The 19,330-nt window shown below is 35.6% G+C and carries 17 protein-coding genes; 6 read left to right on the top strand and 11 right to left on the bottom strand.

The features are described from left to right. Nucleotides 1–52: 52 nt before the first annotated feature. Nucleotides 53–1,312 carry a UDP-N-acetylglucosamine 1-carboxyvinyltransferase gene (locus A3GU_RS0103805; protein WP_018366221.1) on the bottom strand — a complete coding sequence of 420 codons (1,260 nt, stop codon included), beginning with the start codon at nt 1,310–1,312 and terminating at the stop codon, nt 53–55. Between the two features lie 191 nt (nt 1,313–1,503). Continuing rightward, nucleotides 1,504–2,694, bottom strand: coding sequence for a methionine adenosyltransferase (metK, locus tag A3GU_RS0103815; protein ID WP_018366223.1), 1,191 nt, complete (start codon nt 2,692–2,694; stop codon nt 1,504–1,506). A gap of 327 nt (nt 2,695–3,021) precedes the next feature. Between metK and birA the strand changes: the two genes are divergently transcribed. Next, nucleotides 3,022–3,957 (top strand): bifunctional biotin--[acetyl-CoA-carboxylase] ligase/biotin operon repressor BirA, encoded by a 936-nt coding sequence (gene birA, locus A3GU_RS0103820; protein ID WP_018366224.1) that lies wholly within the window; start codon nt 3,022–3,024, stop codon nt 3,955–3,957. Here the strand turns inward: birA and A3GU_RS0103825 are convergent. The 5 genes from A3GU_RS0103825 to udk form a co-directional block, all read right to left on the bottom strand. Beyond that, on the bottom strand, nt 3,938–4,141 hold the full coding sequence (locus A3GU_RS0103825) for a DUF3272 family protein (protein ID WP_018366225.1): 204 nt from the start codon (nt 4,139–4,141) through the stop codon (nt 3,938–3,940). The two genes, birA and A3GU_RS0103825, sit on opposite strands and share 20 nt — an antisense overlap. Nucleotides 4,142–4,190: 49 nt before the next feature. After that, on the bottom strand, nt 4,191–5,867 hold the full coding sequence (gene dnaX / locus A3GU_RS0103830) for a DNA polymerase III subunit gamma/tau (RefSeq protein WP_018366226.1): 1,677 nt from the start codon (nt 5,865–5,867) through the stop codon (nt 4,191–4,193). Further along, on the bottom strand, nt 5,867–6,364 hold the full coding sequence (locus tag A3GU_RS0103835; RefSeq protein WP_018366227.1) for a GAF domain-containing protein: 498 nt from the start codon (nt 6,362–6,364) through the stop codon (nt 5,867–5,869). The genes dnaX and A3GU_RS0103835 overlap by 1 nt, the downstream gene beginning before the upstream one ends. 126 nt (nt 6,365–6,490) lie before the next feature. Further along, nucleotides 6,491–6,769 carry a DUF1294 domain-containing protein gene (locus A3GU_RS0103840; protein ID WP_018366228.1) on the bottom strand — a complete coding sequence of 93 codons (279 nt, stop codon included), beginning with the start codon at nt 6,767–6,769 and terminating at the stop codon, nt 6,491–6,493. Nucleotides 6,770–6,785: 16 nt separating this feature from the next. After that, nucleotides 6,786–7,412 carry a uridine kinase gene (gene udk / locus A3GU_RS0103845; protein ID WP_018366229.1) on the bottom strand — a complete coding sequence of 209 codons (627 nt, stop codon included), beginning with the start codon at nt 7,410–7,412 and terminating at the stop codon, nt 6,786–6,788. A gap of 152 nt (nt 7,413–7,564) precedes the next feature. Here udk and A3GU_RS0103850 point away from each other — a divergent pair, with 152 nt between their 5' ends. Next, nucleotides 7,565–8,647 (top strand): DEAD/DEAH box helicase, encoded by a 1,083-nt coding sequence (locus A3GU_RS0103850; RefSeq protein WP_018366230.1) that lies wholly within the window; start codon nt 7,565–7,567, stop codon nt 8,645–8,647. 26 nt (nt 8,648–8,673) lie between these two features. On the opposite strand, the gene A3GU_RS0103855 is transcribed toward A3GU_RS0103850, so the two are convergent. From A3GU_RS0103855 to A3GU_RS0103870, 4 genes are all read right to left on the bottom strand, one after another. After that, entirely contained in the window at nt 8,674–9,969 is a 1,296-nt protein-coding gene (locus tag A3GU_RS0103855) for a polysaccharide deacetylase family protein (protein ID WP_018366231.1), read from the bottom strand. Nucleotides 9,970–10,136: 167 nt separating this feature from the next. Continuing rightward, complete coding sequence (locus A3GU_RS0103860) at nt 10,137–11,564, bottom strand: NADP-dependent glyceraldehyde-3-phosphate dehydrogenase (RefSeq protein ID WP_018366232.1); 1,428 nt, start codon at nt 11,562–11,564, stop codon at nt 10,137–10,139. Between the two features lie 169 nt (nt 11,565–11,733). After that, nucleotides 11,734–13,458 (bottom strand): phosphoenolpyruvate--protein phosphotransferase, encoded by a 1,725-nt coding sequence (gene ptsP / locus A3GU_RS0103865; RefSeq protein ID WP_018366233.1) that lies wholly within the window; start codon nt 13,456–13,458, stop codon nt 11,734–11,736. Between the two features lie 3 nt (nt 13,459–13,461). Further along, on the bottom strand, nt 13,462–13,725 hold the full coding sequence (locus A3GU_RS0103870; RefSeq protein WP_004230961.1) for a phosphocarrier protein HPr: 264 nt from the start codon (nt 13,723–13,725) through the stop codon (nt 13,462–13,464). Nucleotides 13,726–14,219: 494 nt separating this feature from the next. On the opposite strand from A3GU_RS0103870, the gene nrdH reads away from it, so the two are divergent. The 4 genes from nrdH (at nt 14,220) to A3GU_RS0103900 (ending at nt 19,226) form a co-directional block, all read left to right on the top strand. Next, entirely contained in the window at nt 14,220–14,444 is a 225-nt protein-coding gene (gene nrdH, locus A3GU_RS0103880) for a glutaredoxin-like protein NrdH (RefSeq protein WP_211205190.1), read from the top strand. Nucleotides 14,445–14,463: 19 nt separating this feature from the next. Further along, complete coding sequence (nrdE, locus tag A3GU_RS09540) at nt 14,464–16,623, top strand: class 1b ribonucleoside-diphosphate reductase subunit alpha (RefSeq protein ID WP_018366236.1); 2,160 nt, start codon at nt 14,464–14,466, stop codon at nt 16,621–16,623. 222 nt (nt 16,624–16,845) lie between these two features. Further along, nucleotides 16,846–17,808: a class 1b ribonucleoside-diphosphate reductase subunit beta gene (gene nrdF, locus A3GU_RS0103895; protein ID WP_018366237.1), complete on the top strand. Its 963-nt coding sequence runs from the start codon at nt 16,846–16,848 to the stop codon at nt 17,806–17,808. A gap of 152 nt (nt 17,809–17,960) precedes the next feature. Beyond that, nucleotides 17,961–19,226, top strand: a complete 1,266-nt coding sequence (locus A3GU_RS0103900) for a chloride channel protein (protein WP_018366238.1) — start codon at nt 17,961–17,963, stop codon at nt 19,224–19,226. Nucleotides 19,227–19,330: the final 104 nt, after the last annotated feature.

Raw genomic sequence — 19,330 nt, forward strand, 5'->3', positions numbered from 1 at the left:
TCTTTAAAAAGCTAAAAATCATCTGATAATTAAAAAAGAACCCTAAGGTTCTTTAGTCTTCTATAAGAGATATATCTGCTCCGAGTTTTTGTAATTTCTCAATGATGTTAGCATAACCACGTAAAATAAATTCAATGTTAGTAATTTCAGTCCTACCTTGGGCCATAAGACCTGCTGTTACTAAGGCAGCTCCAGCACGAAGATCTGTTGCTTTTACCTGGGCTCCTGTCAAGTGACTTGGACCATCAAAAACGATTTTACCACCCACTACTGAAATATCTGCACCCATACGTGCTAATTCCGGAACATGATTACTCCTTTTTTCATAGATAGTATCAATAATGGCACCTCTGCCTTGCGTTTTTAGCAAGAGAGGTGTTAAAGGTTGTTGAAGGTCTGTTGCAAAACCTGGATAAGGAGAGGTTTTTATGGTAACAGCCTTAAGTTTATCCTGTTTTTCAACAAAGATAGCATCTTCTTCCACAGTCATTCGAACACCCATTTCTTCCAATTTTGCAATAAAACTGTCTAGATGTTCATAAAGGACATTTGTAATTCTTATCCCTTGACCTACTGCTGCTGCCAAAGCTATATAGGTACCTGCTTCAATCCTGTCTGGGATAACCTGGTGCCGTGTACCGTGTAAAACTTCAACACCCTCAATAGTAATAATATCAGTACCTGCTCCTCTAATATGAGCTCCCATATTATTTAACAAAGTGGCAATATCAATTATTTCAGGCTCTCTTGCAGCATTTTCAATAATGGTTTTTCCCTTAGCTTTGGTAGCTGCGAGCATGGTATTAATAGTAGCACCAACACTTACAGTATCCATATAAATATGAGCGCCATGTAAACTTCCCTTGTCTACTGAAAGGTGCATATTCTCACCCTCATAACTGACCGTAGCTCCCATAGCTTCAAAGGCTTTTAGATGAAGATCAATAGGTCTTGGACCCAAATCACATCCTCCAGGTAAACCTGCAGTTGCCTGACCAAAACGACCTAGTAAGCTTCCGTAGAAATAATAAGAAGCACGCAAGCTATTTATCTTTCCATAAGGCATAGGAACACTCTGAATACCCCTTGGATCAATAACTAAAGTTTCTTCTTGATATTTTATTTTAGCTCCCATGAGTTCCATAATTTCAATTAAACTATCAACATCACTGATAGCTGGAACACCATCTAAGGTAACAAGATCATCTGCTAAAATGATAGCAGGAATTAGAGCTACAACACTATTTTTAGCACCCGAAACAGCTACTTCTCCGGATAAAGGTTTTCCACCATTAATAATTATTTTTCGCATACTTCCTAATCTTTCCTATACTAGAATTCAACCTTATCATTTTATCATAAATTATAATCCAATACAATGGTTTAAAATTAAAGAATTCCATAAGCAAGTCCCTTCTTTCAAGCCATTTTCCAAAAAACAAAATAAAAGATAGAAAATTTAATCTCTATCTTTATCTTTTTATTTAACTTAAAATAGGTAGCTTAAGAAAGAATAGCCTTCAAGCTTTCTACCTTGTCCAATTGTTCCCAAGGTAAATCAATATCTGTTCTTCCCATGTGTCCATAGGCTGCTGTTTGTTTATAGATAGGTCGTTTTAAATCAAGCATTTTAATAATACCTGCAGGTCGTAAATCAAAGATCTGGCGAACAGCATCCTCAAGCTGAGATTCTGAAACAGTAGCTGTCCCAAAAGTATCAATTCGGACAGAAACAGGCTGGGCTACCCCAATAGCATAAGCCAACTGTACTTCTGCTTTCTTGGCAAAACCTGCAGCCACAATATTTTTAGCAATATAGCGAGCAGCATAGGAAGCTGATCTATCAACTTTTGTAGCATCCTTACCAGAAAATGCCCCTCCACCATGTCGTGAAAAACCGCCATAGGTATCTACAATAATTTTACGACCAGTCAAACCAGAGTCTCCCTGAGGACCACCAATAACAAAGCGTCCAGTTGGGTTAATGAAGAATTTCGTTTCATCATCTAAATAATACGCTGGAATAACTGCCTTGATAACTTTTTCAATCACATCCTGACGAATTTGATCATTGCTAACATCTGGATCATGTTGGGTTGAAATAACAACAGTATCAACCCTTACTGGCTTATCATTTTCATCATACTCTACGGTTACTTGAGACTTTGCATCAGGACGTAAATAAGTAATATCTCCTGACTTTCGTAGATCTGCTAGTCTTTTAACTAATTTATGTGACAGAGCAATTGGTAAAGGCATTAACTCTTCTGTCTCATCAATAGCAAAACCAAACATCAATCCCTGATCTCCTGCTCCAATGGCATTAAGATCATCTTCTTTTTGTCCCTGACGGACTTCTAAGGCCTGATTAACCCCTTGAGCAATATCTGCTGATTGTTCCACCAAGGATGGATGGACACCTACTGCATTAGCGGAAAAGCCATACTCAGCCTCTGTGTAGCCAATTTCTGCAATAGTATCTCTAACAACTCGGTTAATATCAACATAGGCTTTAGTTGAAATTTCACCAAAAACATGAACAGAGCCTGTATAGACTACTGTTTCAGCAGCAACGTGAGCATCAGGATCCTCAGCAAGTATAGCATCTAAAATAGCATCGGAAATCTGGTCAGCAATCTTATCTGGATGCCCTTCTGATACTGACTCAGACGTGAAAAGTTTACGTTCTGACATAAAAATGTCCCCCTTTTAATAAAAAATAGTTTACCAAGACATAAAAAGCCAAATAGTTTTTCAAAAAAATTTACCTTTATGCATAGTAATTCTGCTAAACCATGGTCTGTAAATAAACCATGATTAAGTGGGTTAAAAAGTTACAAAGAGCAATGACAGTTAATCATCTGCCTTTTCGGGACTCATTAACTTCCTTATTATAACATTTTATTCTCTATTTTCTAGTTGAATCTGCCATTTAGCATTATTTCTCTCCTGCTCATTTTCCAAGGTCCTTTTAAACCTTATTTAGCTTGAAAATTCACTAGAATATAATATACTAGAGCTATGAAAACTTATGAGAAAATTTATTTATTTTTAAAAGAAGCCAATACTTATGTTAGCGGAGAAGTACTAGCTGAAAAACTATCCTTATCACGAACGTCTGTTTGGAAGGCCATAAAAACTCTAGAACAACAAGGATTGCTTATTGAATCTTCCAAGCAAAAAGGTTATCGTATTCTTTCTGGAGACTTACTCCTTCCTGAACTGATTAGTCAGAAACTCAATTTCCCTGTTACTTTAACCAAAAAAAGCATCTCTACCCAAGAAGATGCTAAACAAAATACCAATAATCCCTCCAAACAGCCCCATCTTTTCTTAGCATCTTCTCAGATTAGGGCGAAGGGACGTCTAAATCGCAACTTCTATGCTTCCCAGACTGGTGGTATCTATATGTCTCTTCACCTAAAGCCTAATTTGCCCTATCTTGAAATGGAACCCTATACAATGATTGTAGCCTCCAGTATTGTTAAGGCAATTTCCAGATTAACCGGAATTGAGACTCAAATTAAATGGGTCAATGATATTTACTTAGAAAATAAAAAGATAGCCGGCATTTTAACCGAAGCTATCACATCTGTTGAAACAGGACTTATCACTGATCTTATTATTGGTGTTGGTTTAAATTTTTACATTAAAGATTTTCCAGAAGAACTTTCTTCTAAAGCAGGTTCCTTGTTCAAGGAAGAACCAACTATCAGTAGAAATCAGCTTATTGAAGAAATTTGGAAACTTTTTTTTACCATTCCTGCTAAAGACCACATTAAAGTCTATAAGGAAAAATCTCTTGTCTTAAATAAAGAAGTTAGCTTCTGGCAAGAAGACAAGGAATACAGGGCTCTTGCTACAGATATTACTGATCAAGGACACTTAATCCTTAAACTAAGTGATGGTCATGAAAAAATACTTGGTAGTGGCGAAGTTAGTCTTTCTTCTTGGTAGCTCGACTAGCTTTAAGTAACTCTTTAGAGAACTTATTGATAGCATAAGCCTTTCTTAAATCTCTAAACAACAAAAAAGCCCAAAAGCCAGCAAAAAGAAAGTGACCTGCTATCAAAGAATCATTAAAAAAATAAGTTTCAAAAGCACATACAAATGCTATAAAAATAAATTGTCTAATTGTCATATTGCTATTATATCAATGAAAAGAAAATTCGTCGACGAATTTTCTTTTTTTAATCCTCCACTGTAGTCATTTTTTCACTTAAGAAGTCAAATTCTTTTGGAATATCAATTTTACTTTTTTCTGTCAGCTCTTGACTGGCAGGAGATTGAGCTTTCATCTGCAAAGCAAACTCACTGCGGAGATGGTGAAAATCTGATTTAGGGACAGCTAGAATGTTAGGTGAAAAACCAGCTGCCTTGCTCATAATATTACCAAATACAGCATTTAAGTCTTGCCTGTTCATCGCCTGTTCCGCATTAAAAGCTGCTTCAAAAGCTAAAATAGCATTCTCACTATTTGCTAACACTGGCTCAGAACCTAAAAGCAAAGCCCTATCTTGAGCTGAAATACTATCTAATATCTCATTCCACACAGACTTAAGCGAGTCAAGATACTTTCGAGATTGCTGACTATCTTGAACAGTCTCTTCCATAATTTTAAAAATCTTTTGCTTATCAACCTTATAAGAAAAGGTCTTTTGACTACTTTTTTTAGAAGGCGCTAACTTAGGACTGCCAGAAACTTGTGACAAGTTATTGAGTTTTTCTTTTAAAAGTCCTATTTCTTCCTGAAGATTTTGGAGTTGATTTACTAGGGATTCTGGTAGAATAGCATCCGCTACTTGACTTTTATCTGCCAAAGCAATGGTCATCATTTCTGCATAGATACGCGGATGTGAGCCCTGCTTTATTTCAGGAATATGTCTGGTAACCGTTGCAATCAATTGAAAAATAATTTCCTTCTCAACCTTTAAATTATTATCAAATAGCTGAGACTGATAGGTCACTTGACCACCTGATTTAGCAACCAATAGATCACGTAAGTAGGCCAGTAAATCCGTCGCAAAGCGGATCATGCTCTTTCCATTATCAAAAATAGTAGCCAAGTCTTCTAAAGCTAGCTGGGCTTGATTGTGCAAGATATGTTCAACATACTGGTCTAAAGCACGAATACTGATTGAACCTGTAATCTCTTCTGCAACTGCCAAATTAACCTGGTTATCACTTGATAGACTTAGAGCTTGGTCTAAGATAGATAAGGCGTCCCGCATCCCACCTTCTGCTCTTTTAGCAATTAAGGTCAAGGCATCCTCTTCAAAGGCAATTGATTCCTTATTGAGAATATGCGCTAAATGTTCTTTAATAGCTGCTTGTTTAATGGCCTTAAATTCAAAACGCTGTACTCTCGATAAGATAGTCGCTGGAATCTTATGCAATTCTGTTGTCGCGAGAATAAAAACAACGTTTTCAGTAGGCTCTTCCAAGGTCTTCAGTAAGGCATTAAAGGCTCCTGTTGAAAGCATATGGACCTCATCGATAATGTATACCTTGTACAAAGCTCTGCTGGGAGCATAGGTCGACTTATCTCTAATATCTCGAATTTCATCAACCCCATTATTAGATGCTGCATCTATTTCAATCACATCTTCTAAACTACCATTTGTAATATCCCTACAGATGTCACAATGGTTGCAGGGCTCACCATTAACTTGGTTGGGACAGTTCATGGCCTTAGCAAATATTTTGGCTGCACTGGTTTTCCCAGTTCCTCTAGGTCCTGAAAAGAGATAAGCATGACTAATTTTACCAGACTCTACAGCCTGTTTTAGTGTTGTTGAAATAACGGTCTGACCAACCATTTCGGAAAAAGTCTGACTGCGATATTTTCGATAAAGTGCTTGATACATTAGTTTTCAACCCCAAACATGTCAAAATTAAATTTTGTTTTTTCAACTAATAGGTTTACAAATTCCTCTAGATATTTTTGGTCAAGGGTATCATAGTCAGCAACTTCACTAGAATCCAAATCTAAGACCCCTAGCAATTTCCCCTCTTTGTAGATAGGAACAACAATCTCACTCATAGCAGCTGAATCACAAGAAATATAATTGTCATGCTTTTTAACATCATCAACAATAATTGTTTGTCCTAGACTAGCTGATTGACCACAAACTCCCTTACCTAGTGCAATGTGTACACAAGACACACGACCTTGGAAGGGGCCTAAGATTAATTCCTGACCATTATATAAATAAAAACCTGTAAAAACAGAGTTTGCAAGTGTCATATTCAAAAGGGCACTCGCATTAGACAGGTTAGCAAGTGCATTATCTTCATTAGCAAACAAACCCTGAGCCTGTGCAAGCATCAGTTTATAATTATCTTCTTTTATCTTTTTATTCATGTTTCTTATTATAACACAAGTCTAGTTAAACTTTAAAGTTTTGATCAGTTGTATTTTTAAAACCAAAAACCTGACCAGAATTAAAGGCCAGGAAAATAACTCTATTATAATTAAGAGATAAATCTACTAAAAATAAGAGCTGATAGGTAGAACAAGATAGGCCATTAAAGCTATTAAGCCAATTCCTAGATACCAACTCAATTGAAAATACCATTTTTGCGTTTTATGATGAAAAAAATGTCCTCCTAGCAGGGCCCCTAAACCACCTGTCAACAAGCTAGTACTGAGAAGCACCTTCTCTGAAATCCTCCATTTCCCTTTTATAGCTCGCTTTTTATCTAAACCATAAAGGAAAAAAACAAAGACATTCCATAATAAAAAGCCCCATAATAAGAATAAAAACATCCTATCCAAACCTTCTTTATTTCTCAACTAAAATACTAGCAATTTTTGTATTAATTAAATCAATTGCGACTAAATTGCTAACCCCTTCAGGAACAATAATGTCAGCATAGCGTTTACTTGGTTCAATAAATTGATGGTACATAGGCTTAACTACTGTCGTGTATTGTTCAATAATACTATCTAAACTTCTCCCACGTTCCATCATATCCCGTTTGATTCTACGGATAATACGGATATCATCATCTGTATCCACAAAGAGTTTAATATCCATCAGATCTCTTAGACGTTCATCTTCTAAAACAAGAATTCCTTCAACAATAATAACATCTTGAGGTTCCTGTCTAAAGGTTTTGGAACTTCTTGTGTGTTGTTTATAGTCATAGATTGGAATATCAACTGGTCTACCTTCTAAAAGTTCTTTTAGTTGCTCAATCATAAAATCCGTTTCAAAAGCAAGAGGATGGTCATAGTTTGTCTTAATTCTTTCTTCAAAACTCAAATGAGCTTGATCTTTGTAATAAGAATCATGCTGAATCATTGCAATTCTAGCATTAGGAAAACTGTCCAATATGGCCCGAGAAACACTCGTTTTTCCTCCATCAGAACCCCCAGTAACACCAATAATAATAGGTTTTTTACGCATCTTACACTCCAAATCTAAAAAGTCTTTGTATATTTTACCAAAAATAAAAAAATATAGCTAGGCACTCTTATAAGAAAAGTTTCCTAAACACTTCCTAGAAGACCTAGCCAATTCATGTTATAATAATTAAGAAGAAAGAAAAAGGTTTTTAAATGATAAATGAATTCCCAGCCATTTGGCAAGATAATCTAAATAAAGCTCAGTTTAAAGAGCTAACTCCTATCCAAGAAAAGGTTTTTGAACCTATCAGCAAGCAGCAAAATGTCCTAGGCATTAGCCCAACAGGAACTGGAAAAACCCTAGCTTATCTTTTCCCTAGCCTCTTGAAAATCAAAAGTAAAAAGTCGCAACAACTACTTATTTTAGCACCAAATACTGAATTAGCTGGTCAGATTTTTGAAGTTACCAAAGAATGGGCAGAGCCTCTTGAGCTTACTGCGCAACTTTTTATTTCCGGTACTAGTCAAAAACGACAAATCGAAAGACTTAAAAAGGGTCCTCAGATTTTGATTGGTACTCCTGGACGGGTCTATGAATTAATTCAGCATAAAAAGATTAAAATGATGCATGTTGATACTATCATTTTAGATGAATATGATGAATTACTCAGTGATTCCCAATACCAATTTGTCCAAAAAATTAGTCATCATGTTCCTAGAGACCATCAATTTATTTATATGAGTGCCACTAACAAGGTTGATGCTGCTACTCTTGCAAGTAATACTCAGACTATTGACCTTTCTCATCAAAGCCTATCTACCATCAAACATTTTTATATAAGTGTTGAAAAAAGAGACAGATTGAACCTGCTACGCAAATTTTCAAATGTTGCTGACTTTAGAGGACTTGTCTTCTTTAATAGCCTTTCAGATCTAGGAGCTACTGAGGATAGATTACAATATAGTGGTGCTTCTGCTACTTCATTGGCTAGTGATATCAATGTTAAATTTCGAAAAACTATTTTAGAAAAATTTAAGAAGCATGAGCTTTCTTTACTACTTGCAACTGATCTAGTAGCTAGAGGTATTGATATTGATAATTTAGAATACGTACTCAATTTTGAGGTTCCTAGAGATAAGGAAAATTATATCCACCGGGCTGGTAGAACAGGTAGAATGGGAAAAGAAGGCATTGTTATAACCTTTGTAAGCCATCCTGAAGATCTCAAAAAACTCAAGAAATTTGCTAAAGTGGAAGAAATTCAACTTTACCATCAAGAACTCATCAAAAAATAGAACCTCAAATGGTTCTATTGTTGTCTTTATTCTTTACCCATTAAGACACTCACAGTAACACAGGTATAGCCTTCTTTTTGCAGATAGTCCAAAACACTAGGCAGGGCATTTACAGAGGTTTGATGAATATCATGCATTAAAATGATACCACCTGGATGAAGCTGCTGTTTAATATTAGTCATAATGGCATTGGTATTACGATTTTCCCAATCCCTTGTATCTACCGTCCAAAGAATCTCTGTTAAACCAGCAAGCTGACGAACCCTATCATTTGTTGCACCATATGGTGGTCTTAAATAAATAGGTCTTTTCCCTATAACCTTAGAGATAGCTTCATTAGTAGTATTAATTTGATACTTAATTTGTTGATCATTTAATTTGGTTAGATCGGGATGATCATAGGAATGATTAGCAATTTCATGACCAGCATCTGCTACTTTTTTTACCAGACTTTCATTTCCAGGAATTTTAGAACCCATCATAAAGAAAGTAGCCTTGGCATGATATTTCTCTAAGAGACTCAGAACTTGTGGTGTGGTGGCCGGATTTGGCCCATCATCAAAAGTCAAAGCTACTCTTTTTTCAGATGCTAGTTTAGCTTGCTCTTCTTTTTTCTTCTCCAGATAAGCCTCATAGGCATGCTTTAAATCACCTTCTAAAAAAATGGGGTTGATGCTATCAAACAAACTTGAAATAGGGACTTCTACTTTTTCCTCAAAGGAAATAGTATCTTTATGAATATGATAAGCATTTTTCAATAAGTTATCATCTTCAGACAACTGATCCATTTTTGCTAAGTCAAAGAAATAATCAGGTTTTAATTTCTTGATTGCTTCTGCTAGTTTTTCTGGATGATTAGAAAATAATTCTTCTATTTTAAAAGGACTAAAATCATCCTTACTATAATAGTGACTAATAATCTTATCTGAACTCTTAATCAGCTTAAAGAACTTTTGTTCATAATTTATCTTGTGAATAATGACTTCTTTTATACCCTTAAGAGCTGTTGTTTTAATAACTGGCTTGATAAAAATCAGATCATATTTATGAGATTTTTCCTTATACTTATATAAGGAAAGTGGTAAATTATTTTTGTAAAAGTCATCACTATCTTTTAGAGGAGAAAAGTAATAATAGGTACTTTCTCCCTCTTTTAAACTCTTAACCGTCTTTATAGGGTAAGTGGAATTGCTCTCTTTTTTTTCTGCCTTTATATATGCTTGTAATTGCTGCTTTATTTGCCACTTATGAATAGCAAAGCCACCTAGAATGCTTAAAGCTATGAGGAGCAAGGCTATTAATAGTATATTTAATTTTTTCACTGTATCCTCCAAATTTATTTTTATTCTAACACAATAATAGAAATAAATAAATCCTAATAATTAGCCCCCCTTTAAATTAAAATTAAACATGCCTTTAAAAATTGACAAAAATAATAGCTAAATTTGAAATTATCAAATCTAGCTATTATTTTTATATAGTATAGGACTTATTTAATATCAAAGACTACTGATTTTAATCTTGTCATTGCTTGTATTGAATATTTGACACCCTGTACCCCTGCACCAGATTTCTTGGTCCCTGAGAATGGGAAGTTATCTGTACCACGTTGAGTTTTATTATTAATATGTACAGTACCAACTTCAAGTTCTTCTGCTATCTTGAAGGCCATTGGGAAATCATTTGTAAATACTGAAGCTTGAAGACCATAATCAGATTTGTTTGAAATTTCAATTGCTTCTTCAATTGATTTAACACGAATAACTGGCAATACTGGTCCAAATGGTTCTTCCCAAGCAAGACGCATATCAGTTGTTACACGGTCAAATAAGATTGGACAAATAAGATTTCCCTCACGTTTGATTTCAGTAAGAGCATCTGCACCTTTTTCACTAGCATCATTGATTAATCCCTCAACAAAATCAGCAGCTTTCGTATCAATCAATGGTGTAATGTCTGCATCATCTTCTGGATTACCAATTGTTAAATCAAGAACCTTTTCACGAATAGCTTCAACCAATTGATCTGCTACACTTTCCATTACAAGTACCCGTTTAACCGCTGTACAACGTTGTCCTGAGTATCCAAATGCTCCTGCAATGATATTTTTAGCAGCATTTTCAATATCAGCATCCTCAAGAACAATAGCTGAATCTTTTCCACCTAATTCAAGAAGGATGGGACGAATTCCCGCTAATTCTCCAATATGCTGACCAACCGGTGTAGAGCCGGTAAAGTTAATGAAATCAACGTCTTCATGAGCTACAATATAGTCTCCTATTTCAGACCCTCTACCTGTGATGGTATTGAAGACGCCGGCTGGGATACCCGCTTCAACAAATACTTCAGCAAGGACTAAGCCTGAAATAGAACCCTGTGTTGGTGGTTTAAAGGCAACAACATTTCCTGCAATAAGAGCCGGAGCTATTTTTGAACCTGCTAGATTGATAGGATAATTAAAAGGTGAAATAGCAAGAACCAAACCAAGAGGTTCACGACGTACAACAGCAATCTTTTTCTTACTTGCTGCCTCAAAACTACCCCCTTCAAGTACTTCACCTTCCATACGAAGACCTTCTTCTGCTGCATAACGAATAATCTCAGCAGTCCGAACCACTTCACTAATAGAAGCTTTTAGGCCTTTTGCAACTTCACGTGATAGGATTTGTCCAATTTTTTCTTTATCTCTTATGAGAATATCTGCTGCCTTATGCAAATAAGCTGCACGTTCAACATATGAAAGAGCTCTCCATTTAGGAAAAGATTTTTTAGCACTAGCATAAACAGCATCTACCTCTTCATGACTCATAGCTGGAACTGTACCTAAGGGATTTCCACTTGCTGGTTCAAAGATGGTCATATCTGTCTTTGATAATTTCCATTGGCCATTGACATAATTTTTGTATTGTTTTGTCAAACTATTATCTCCTTTTGTATGATAAATTCATTCTATCTATTTATTTTTCTTTTTTCAAGAAATTGCTACGTCCCGTTTTAGAGACTTTCTGAATTACTTTTTACTATAAAACTATTGCCCTTTATTCGAGAAAACTCCCAGAAAAAATTCTCGGGAGTACTTCATTATATTATAAATATTCTTTTTCAAGTTCAAGAACTTCTTCAGCAGTTGAACATTCTGTAAGAGCACGGTGTGCATATTCCTGCATTTTAGCTGTATCTAAACTTTTCATTAGGCTACGTGTACGTAGAATAGAAGTAGCTGACATTGAAAATTCATCAAGTCCCATACCTACTAATAATGGCACAGCTTGCTGATCACCAGCCATCTCTCCACACATACCAGCCCACTTGCCCTCTGCATGTGCAGCCTTGATGACATTGTTAATTAAACGTAAAATTGATGGGTTATAAGGCTGGTAGAGATAAGATACTTGCTCATTCATACGATCTGCTGCCATACTGTATTGAATAAGATCATTTGTACCAATTGACATGAAGTCTACTTCTTTTGCAAATTGGTCAGCAAGCATAGCTGCTGCAGGAATTTCAATCATAATACCAACTTGGATATCATCTGCAACTTCTACACCTTCTGCAAATAGATTTGCTTTTTCTTCATCAAAGATAGCCTTAGCTGCACGGAATTCTGTAAGAAGAGCAACCATTGGAAACATTATGCGAAGTTGACCATGCACAGATGCTCTTAAGAGAGCACGAATTTGTGTACGGAACATAGCATTTCCAGTTTCTGAAATTGAAATACGAAGAGCTCTGAAACCTAGGAATGGGTTCATTTCTTTTGGTAGTTCAAAGTAAGGAAGTTCTTTATCCCCACCAATATCCATAGTACGAACCACAACAGGTTTGCCATTCATACCTTCTAATACTGCTTTATAAGCCTCATATTGCTCATCTTCAGTTGGGAAATCTTGAGAATCCATGTATAAGAATTCGGTACGATATAGACCAACTGCCTCAGCACCATTATCATTAACACCCTCGATATCTTTAGGTGTACCAATGTTAGCAGCAAGTTCAAAGTGCTTACCATCAGCTGTTACCGTTTGTGCATCTTTAAGTAATGCCCATTCAGCCTTTTGTTTAGCATAAACTGCGCCAGCTTCTTTAAAAGCAAGAATCTCTTCTTGACTAGGATTAATGATAACTTCACCTGTAATACCATTTACAGCAATCATATCACCATGGTTGATACGTTTAGTAATATCATTAGTTCCTAATACTGCAGCAATTTCAAGAGTACGTGCCATAATTGCTGAGTGGCTAGTACGTCCTCCGATATTAGTAACAAAAGCTTTTACAAACTTTTTGTTAAGTTGTGCTGTATCTGAAGGTGTTAGGTCATGAGCAATGACAATTGATTCTTCGTCAATCGTTGCTGGATTAGGAAGTCTTACACCTAGCAGGTGAGCTAAAACGCGTTTAGCAACATCACGAATGTCTGCTGCACGTTCTTGCATGTAAGGGTTATCTTCCATTCCCTCAAAGATAGTAATGAACATGTCAGTAACTTCTTTGAGACCAGTCTCAGCATTTGTTTGTTTGGCACGAATGGTTTCTTTAATTTGGCTGATCATTTCAGGGTCAGAGAGAACCATAAGATGGGCATCAAATACTGAAGCCGCTTCTTCGCCTAAGCTTTCTACTGCCTTTTCACGGATAAGAGAAAGCTCGTCTTGTGAAGCTTGTAGTGCAACATCAAGGCGAGCTTCTTCTGCATTTGTATCTTGGACTGTAATAGTCTCAAATGACAAATCCGGTTGAACTAGTAGATATGCTTTAGCAACAGCAACTCCATCAGAGGCTGCAATTCCTTTAAGCATTTCCGTCATAGTTTATGCCAATCCTTCTTTTGTCATTGTTTCTTCGATTGCTGCAAGCGCATCATCAGCGTCTGCACCTTCAGCTGAGATTGTCACATCAGCACCTTGACCTACACCAAGACTCATAACACCCATGATTGATTTTAAGTTAACTGCTTTACCTTTGTAATCTAAAGTAATATCTGAAGCAAATTTGCTAGCTGTTTGTACTAGAAGAGTAGCTGGACGTGCGTGAATTCCTGTTTCTGCAATAATGTGAAAATCTTTTGAAGCCATAGTATGGTTCTCCTTTAATAGTTGTGTATTTTCGAGCCACCACATGGTAACCCTTACAATAACAGATTATAGCATATTGCAATTTGATTTTCAAGATTAAATGTTTCTTGAGAAAAAAGCTGAAAGATTTTCTTTTCCTTTTCATCCTCTTATGACTATCCAAGAGTGCTATCTCCAGCTTCTATATGTAAAATAGAAACCTTTCCTCGTAAGAAATTTTCATAATAATTTCCATTTTTCTTGAAAACTATCTCATTTAATTTCATCTTATCCCTTGGCAGTTCTTAGTCCGTTTTTTCAGTCTTTATTTATTCTGACTTGAATCGTAGGGATTTTTTATAAGGATATCGCACTTGACTCAAAGGCGATTTACACAACATATAGTGATGGTTTTATAAAGCACCCCCTAAATATTGTGGTCTTTTTAAATTAAAAACCTTGCTTTTTAATAGCAAATTTTATATTCTAGTATAGTAATTGAAATTAAAAGGAGAATCAAGATGATTACTGTCTACTCAAAAAATAATTGTATGCAATGTAAAATGACCAAAAAATTCTTAGAACAACACGGGGCTGATTTCCAGGAAATTAATATTGATCAACACCCAGGAAAAGTGGACTACGTTAAGAGTCTTGGCTTTACCTCCGCACCTGTTATTGAAAGTGACCAAGTCGTTTTTTCTGGTTTTCAACCGGCAAAATTAAAAGAAATAATCTAATAGGCAAGGAAAAAATAATATGAGTCTCAAAAATATTGGTGAAATTTCCTATTTTCGCCTTAACAACGAAATCAATCGTCCAGTAGATGGTAAGATTCCTTTACATAAGGATAAAGAAGCCCTTGAAGCTTTCTTTAAAGAGAATGTCATTCCTAATACAAAGCAGTTTGCTTCTATAACAGAGAAGGTTTCTTTTTTGATAAAAAATGATTATCTTGAGTCAGCTTTTATTGAGAAGTATTCTAAAAACTTTATCGAAGAATTGGCAGGGTTAATCAAATCAGAAAACTTCCAATTCAAATCTTTTATGGCAGCCTATAAGTTTTATCAGCAGTATGCCCTAAAAACAAATGATGGCGATTATTACCTAGAAAGTATTGAAGACCGTGTAATGTTTAATGCGCTCTACTTTGCTGATGGAAATGAAGATTTAGCTAAAGATCTAGCTATTGAAATGATTAATCAACGTTATCAACCCGCAACACCCTCTTTCTTGAATGCCGGACGGAGTCGTCGTGGTGAATTGGTCTCTTGTTTTCTAATACAGGTTACAGACGATATGAATTCTATTGGACGTTCAATCAATTCAGCTCTTCAACTCTCACGGATTGGAGGCGGTGTTGGAATCACTCTTTCAAATCTGCGCGAAGCTGGTGCTCCTATTAAAGGATTTGCAGGCGCTGCTTCTGGCGTTGTCCCTGTCATGAAATTATTTGAAGATAGCTTCTCCTACTCCAACCAATTAGGCCAACGTCAAGGTGCAGGTGTTGTTTACCTTAATATATTCCACCCAGATATCATTGCCTTTCTTTCAACCAAAAAAGAAAATGCGGATGAAAAAGTCCGTGTTAAAACCTTATCTTTAGGTCTTACTGTTCCTGATAAGTTTTATGAATTAGCACGTAATAATGAAGATATGTATCTCTTTAGTCCATATAGCATTGAAAAAGAATATGGTATTCCCTTCAATTATATAGATATAAGTGAAAAATATGATGAATTAGTGGCTAATCCTAAGATTGCCAAAACTAAGATTAAGGCACGTGATTTAGAAACTGAAATTTCAAAATTACAACAAGAATCTGGCTATCCTTACATCATTAATATTGATACAGCTAATAAAAACAATCCAATTGATGGCAAAATTATCATGAGTAATTTATGTTCTGAAATTTTGCAGGTTCAAAAACCAAGTCTTATCAATGATGCTCAAGAATTTCTAGAAATGGGTACTGATATTTCATGTAATTTAGGATCAACCAATATCTTAAATATGATGACATCTCCTGATTTTGGCCGTTCTATAAAAGCAATGACACGCGCCCTTACCTATGTGACTGATTCTTCAAGTATTGAAGCTGTTCCCACTATTAAACATGGTAATAGTCAGGCTCACACTTTTGGGCTAGGTGCTATGGGACTTCATTCTTACCTTGCCCAGCATCATATTGAATATGGTAGCCCGGAATCAATAGAATTTACAGATATTTATTTTATGTTGATGAATTATTGGACCCTTGTTGAATCTAATAATGTTGCACGGGAACGTCAAACAACTTTTGTTGGCTTTGAAGATTCTAAATATGCTGATGGTAGCTACTTTGATAAGTATGTGACTGGTCAGTTTGTTCCCAAGTCTGACTTGGTCAAAGAACTGTTTAAGAATCATTTTATTCCTCAGGCTGAGGACTGGCAAGCTCTACGTCAGGCGGTTCAAAAAGATGGTCTTTATCACCAAAACCGCTTAGCAGTAGCACCAAATGGTTCTATCTCCTATATCAATGACTGCTCTGCTTCTATTCATCCTATTACACAAAGAATTGAAGAACGTCAAGAAAAGAAAATTGGAAAAATTTATTATCCTGCAAATGGTCTATCAACTGATACTATTCCCTACTATACTTCTGCCTACGATATGGATATGCGAAAAGTCATTGATGTTTATGCAGCAGCTACAGAGCACGTAGATCAAGGGCTATCATTAACTCTATTTTTAAGAAGTGAACTACCTAAAGAAATCTACGAATGGAAGTCTGAAAGCAAACAAACAACACGTGATCTTTCAATTCTACGTAACTACGCTTTTAACAAAGGTATTAAATCAATCTATTATGTACGTACCTTTACAGATGATGGCGAAGAAGTTGGTGCAAACCAGTGTGAAAGTTGTGTAATCTAAGCTTGCTCAATAAAACTTAGAGAAAACGCTTTGCAATATTTTCTACAAAAAGCTACTAACTACTGAAGGTTAGTCTAATCAGACTTACTTATTTATTCGAAAAACACATCCTATTTTTAAGAAAATAAGATTATTATATATAAAGAGATCAGTTTTTTAATTACTAATAGACGACTGATTTAGATATAGGTCTTTATATCTATTACTCTTTGGGAGAATATCATGACAACATATTATGAAGCAATAAATTGGAACGAGATCGAAGATGTTATCGATAAATCAACTTGGGAAAAGCTTACTGAGCAATTCTGGCTTGATACTCGTATTCCTTTATCCAATGACTTAGACGACTGGCGTAAGCTACCTGCCCAGGAAAAAGATTTAGTTGGCAAGGTATTTGGTGGCTTAACCCTCTTGGATACTATGCAATCTGAAACTGGCGTTGAGGCTATTCGTGCTGACGTTAGAACTCCTCATGAAGAAGCTGTTTTGAATAATATTCAATTCATGGAATCTGTTCATGCTAAATCTTATTCTTCCATTTTTTCTACTTTAAATACTAAAAAAGAGATTGAAGATATTTTTGAATGGACAAATAACAACGAATTCTTACAAAAAAAAGCAAAAATTATTAACGATATTTATGAGAATGGTGACCCACTTCAAAAGAAAGTTGCCTCTACCTTCCTTGAAACCTTCTTATTCTATTCAGGATTTTTTACTCCCTTATATTATTTAGGAAATAATAAACTTGCCAACGTAGCTGAAATTATTAAATTAATTATCCGTGATGAATCTGTTCATGGTACCTATATCGGTTATAAGTTTCAGTTAGGTTTTAATGAACTTTCTGAAGAAAAGCAAGAAGAATTCAGAGAATGGATGTATGACCTTCTTTATCAATTATATGAAAACGAAGAAAATTACACTAAAACACTCTATAATCAAGTAGGTTGGACCGAAGAGGTAATGACCTTCCTTCGTTATAATGCTAATAAAGCCCTAATGAATCTAGGACAAGATCCTCTCTTTCCTGATACAGCTAATGACGTCAATCCGATTGTCATGAATGGGATTTCAACAGGTACTTCTAACCATGATTTCTTCTCACAAGTGGGAAATGGTTATTTACTTGGTTCTGTTGAAGCCATGAGAGATAATGACTATAATTTTGGTCTGGAATAAATTCAAAGCTACAACCTTAGAAAATTTCTTCTAAGGTTTTTTCTACCACTTATAAAGTCCCCATACTTTTGTATCAGAACTAAAATTTAACTTAGAACATTAAATTGTCTTTCTACTATCTAGGACCCTTAGCTTTTGCTATAATAATAGGTATGAATAAAAAAGTTTTATCCTTTATCGTCTGGACTAGTCTCTTGTTTTTAACTGGTATTACGGCAGGGCTTGTGGCAAGTCTTCTAACAGAACTTATTAGCTTCATCCAAGCCCTTAGTTTTGGTTACAAAGAAGGTTCCTTTAGTCAACAAATTGCCCTAGTAAGCCCTAGTAGAAGATTTATTTCTGTTACTTTAGCAGGATGCCTGGCTGCCTTTGGCTGGTACTTTACCTTTAAGTATGCTAAAAAAATTGAAACAATTAAGGACATTGTCCATAAGAAAGCAAAAGTTAACCCTTTATCAAATTTCATCCATGGGATGCTCCAACTGATTACGGTTTCCATGGGATCTCCTTTAGGACGAGAAGGAGCTTCCAGAGAAGTTGCTGTCTCTATAACTGCCCTGTGGTTAAACTATATTCCTCTCAAAAAAGATGATATCTCTTTACTTCTTGCCTGTGCTTCTGGCGCTGCTTTAGGAGCTGTCTATAATGCTCCATTAGCTACCATTATTTTTATCATTGAAAGTATTCTTTTGAAATGGTCCTTAAGAAATCTATATGCTGCTCTTATCACCTCATTTATAGCTGTTTGGACTGTTCGTTTATTAGTAGGAAGCCTAGTACAATACCAACTAGCTCCCCTCAATTGGAACCTTAGCCTCTTTGTTTGGACAATTTTCGCAGGATTTTTGTTATCCATTATTATTTTCGGCTACAAAAGCTTATTACTAGCTATACCCAAGCATCAACCAGCTAGTTTTAAGTTTATCTACTCTACTATCATTGCCTTTGTAATAGCTGCTAGTATAAGTATCTTTTTCCCCCATATTCTTGGGAATGGCAAAGCTGGACTCCTTTATTATCTTCATAGCGATTTTCAATTATCTTATGTCAGTTTACTCCTACTAGCAAAAGCCTTGACTGTTTTTATTATCTTTTATGCAGGAGCTTATGGAGGCCGTATTGCACCATCTATGATGATGGGGGGAGGCCTAGGCTTACTCTTTTCACAGCTTTGGAATCATACCTTTCAAGTCAAGCTACCTATTCAGTTTGCAGTGATTATTGGTGCAGCTCTCTTTTTAGCTCTAATTAATAATATTCCCTTGGCCGCCTCTTTATTTCTAATTGAAATTACAGGACAACCCCTCATAAATATCCTACCTATTGCCTTAGCTATCCTAATTGGCTTTATGACACAAAAATACCTTCTTAGAATAAATAAGCTTCTAACAATAAGAAAAAAAACAGAAAAAACTTAGTGTTTTTCTGTTTTTTAATTTTTAAAGTAACATTTAGCTTATGAGATTTTCCTGTTAGGGCAAAAGTTTATACTGCTTCGAAGGGTTTGATAAAGAAATCTATA

This window comes from Streptococcus didelphis DSM 15616 (assembly GCF_000380005.1).
GTDB lineage: Bacteria > Bacillota > Bacilli > Lactobacillales > Streptococcaceae > Streptococcus > Streptococcus didelphis.

Excerpts from the sequence above, each read along its gene's own strand:
- A3GU_RS0103805 (WP_018366221.1), bottom strand. The coding sequence starts at position 1,312 with ATGCGAAAAATAATTATTAATGGTGGAAAACCTTTATCCGGAGAAGTA.
- dnaX (WP_018366226.1), bottom strand. The coding sequence starts at position 5,867 with ATGTATCAAGCACTTTATCGAAAATATCGCAGTCAGACTTTTTCCGAA.
- birA (WP_018366224.1), top strand. The coding sequence starts at position 3,022 with ATGAAAACTTATGAGAAAATTTATTTATTTTTAAAAGAAGCCAATACT.
- A3GU_RS0103850 (WP_018366230.1), top strand. The coding sequence starts at position 7,565 with ATGATAAATGAATTCCCAGCCATTTGGCAAGATAATCTAAATAAAGCT.
- A3GU_RS0103900 (WP_018366238.1), top strand. The coding sequence starts at position 17,961 with ATGAATAAAAAAGTTTTATCCTTTATCGTCTGGACTAGTCTCTTGTTT.
- nrdE (WP_018366236.1), top strand. The coding sequence starts at position 14,464 with ATGAGTCTCAAAAATATTGGTGAAATTTCCTATTTTCGCCTTAACAAC.
- A3GU_RS0103835 (WP_018366227.1), bottom strand. The coding sequence starts at position 6,364 with ATGAATAAAAAGATAAAAGAAGATAATTATAAACTGATGCTTGCACAG.
- ptsP (WP_018366233.1), bottom strand. The coding sequence starts at position 13,458 with ATGACGGAAATGCTTAAAGGAATTGCAGCCTCTGATGGAGTTGCTGTT.
- nrdF (WP_018366237.1), top strand. The coding sequence starts at position 16,846 with ATGACAACATATTATGAAGCAATAAATTGGAACGAGATCGAAGATGTT.
- udk (WP_018366229.1), bottom strand. The coding sequence starts at position 7,412 with ATGCGTAAAAAACCTATTATTATTGGTGTTACTGGGGGTTCTGATGGA.
- A3GU_RS0103840 (WP_018366228.1), bottom strand. The coding sequence starts at position 6,769 with ATGTTTTTATTCTTATTATGGGGCTTTTTATTATGGAATGTCTTTGTT.
- metK (WP_018366223.1), bottom strand. The coding sequence starts at position 2,694 with ATGTCAGAACGTAAACTTTTCACGTCTGAGTCAGTATCAGAAGGGCAT.
- A3GU_RS0103870 (WP_004230961.1), bottom strand. The coding sequence starts at position 13,725 with ATGGCTTCAAAAGATTTTCACATTATTGCAGAAACAGGAATTCACGCA.
- A3GU_RS0103825 (WP_018366225.1), bottom strand. The coding sequence starts at position 4,141 with ATGACAATTAGACAATTTATTTTTATAGCATTTGTATGTGCTTTTGAA.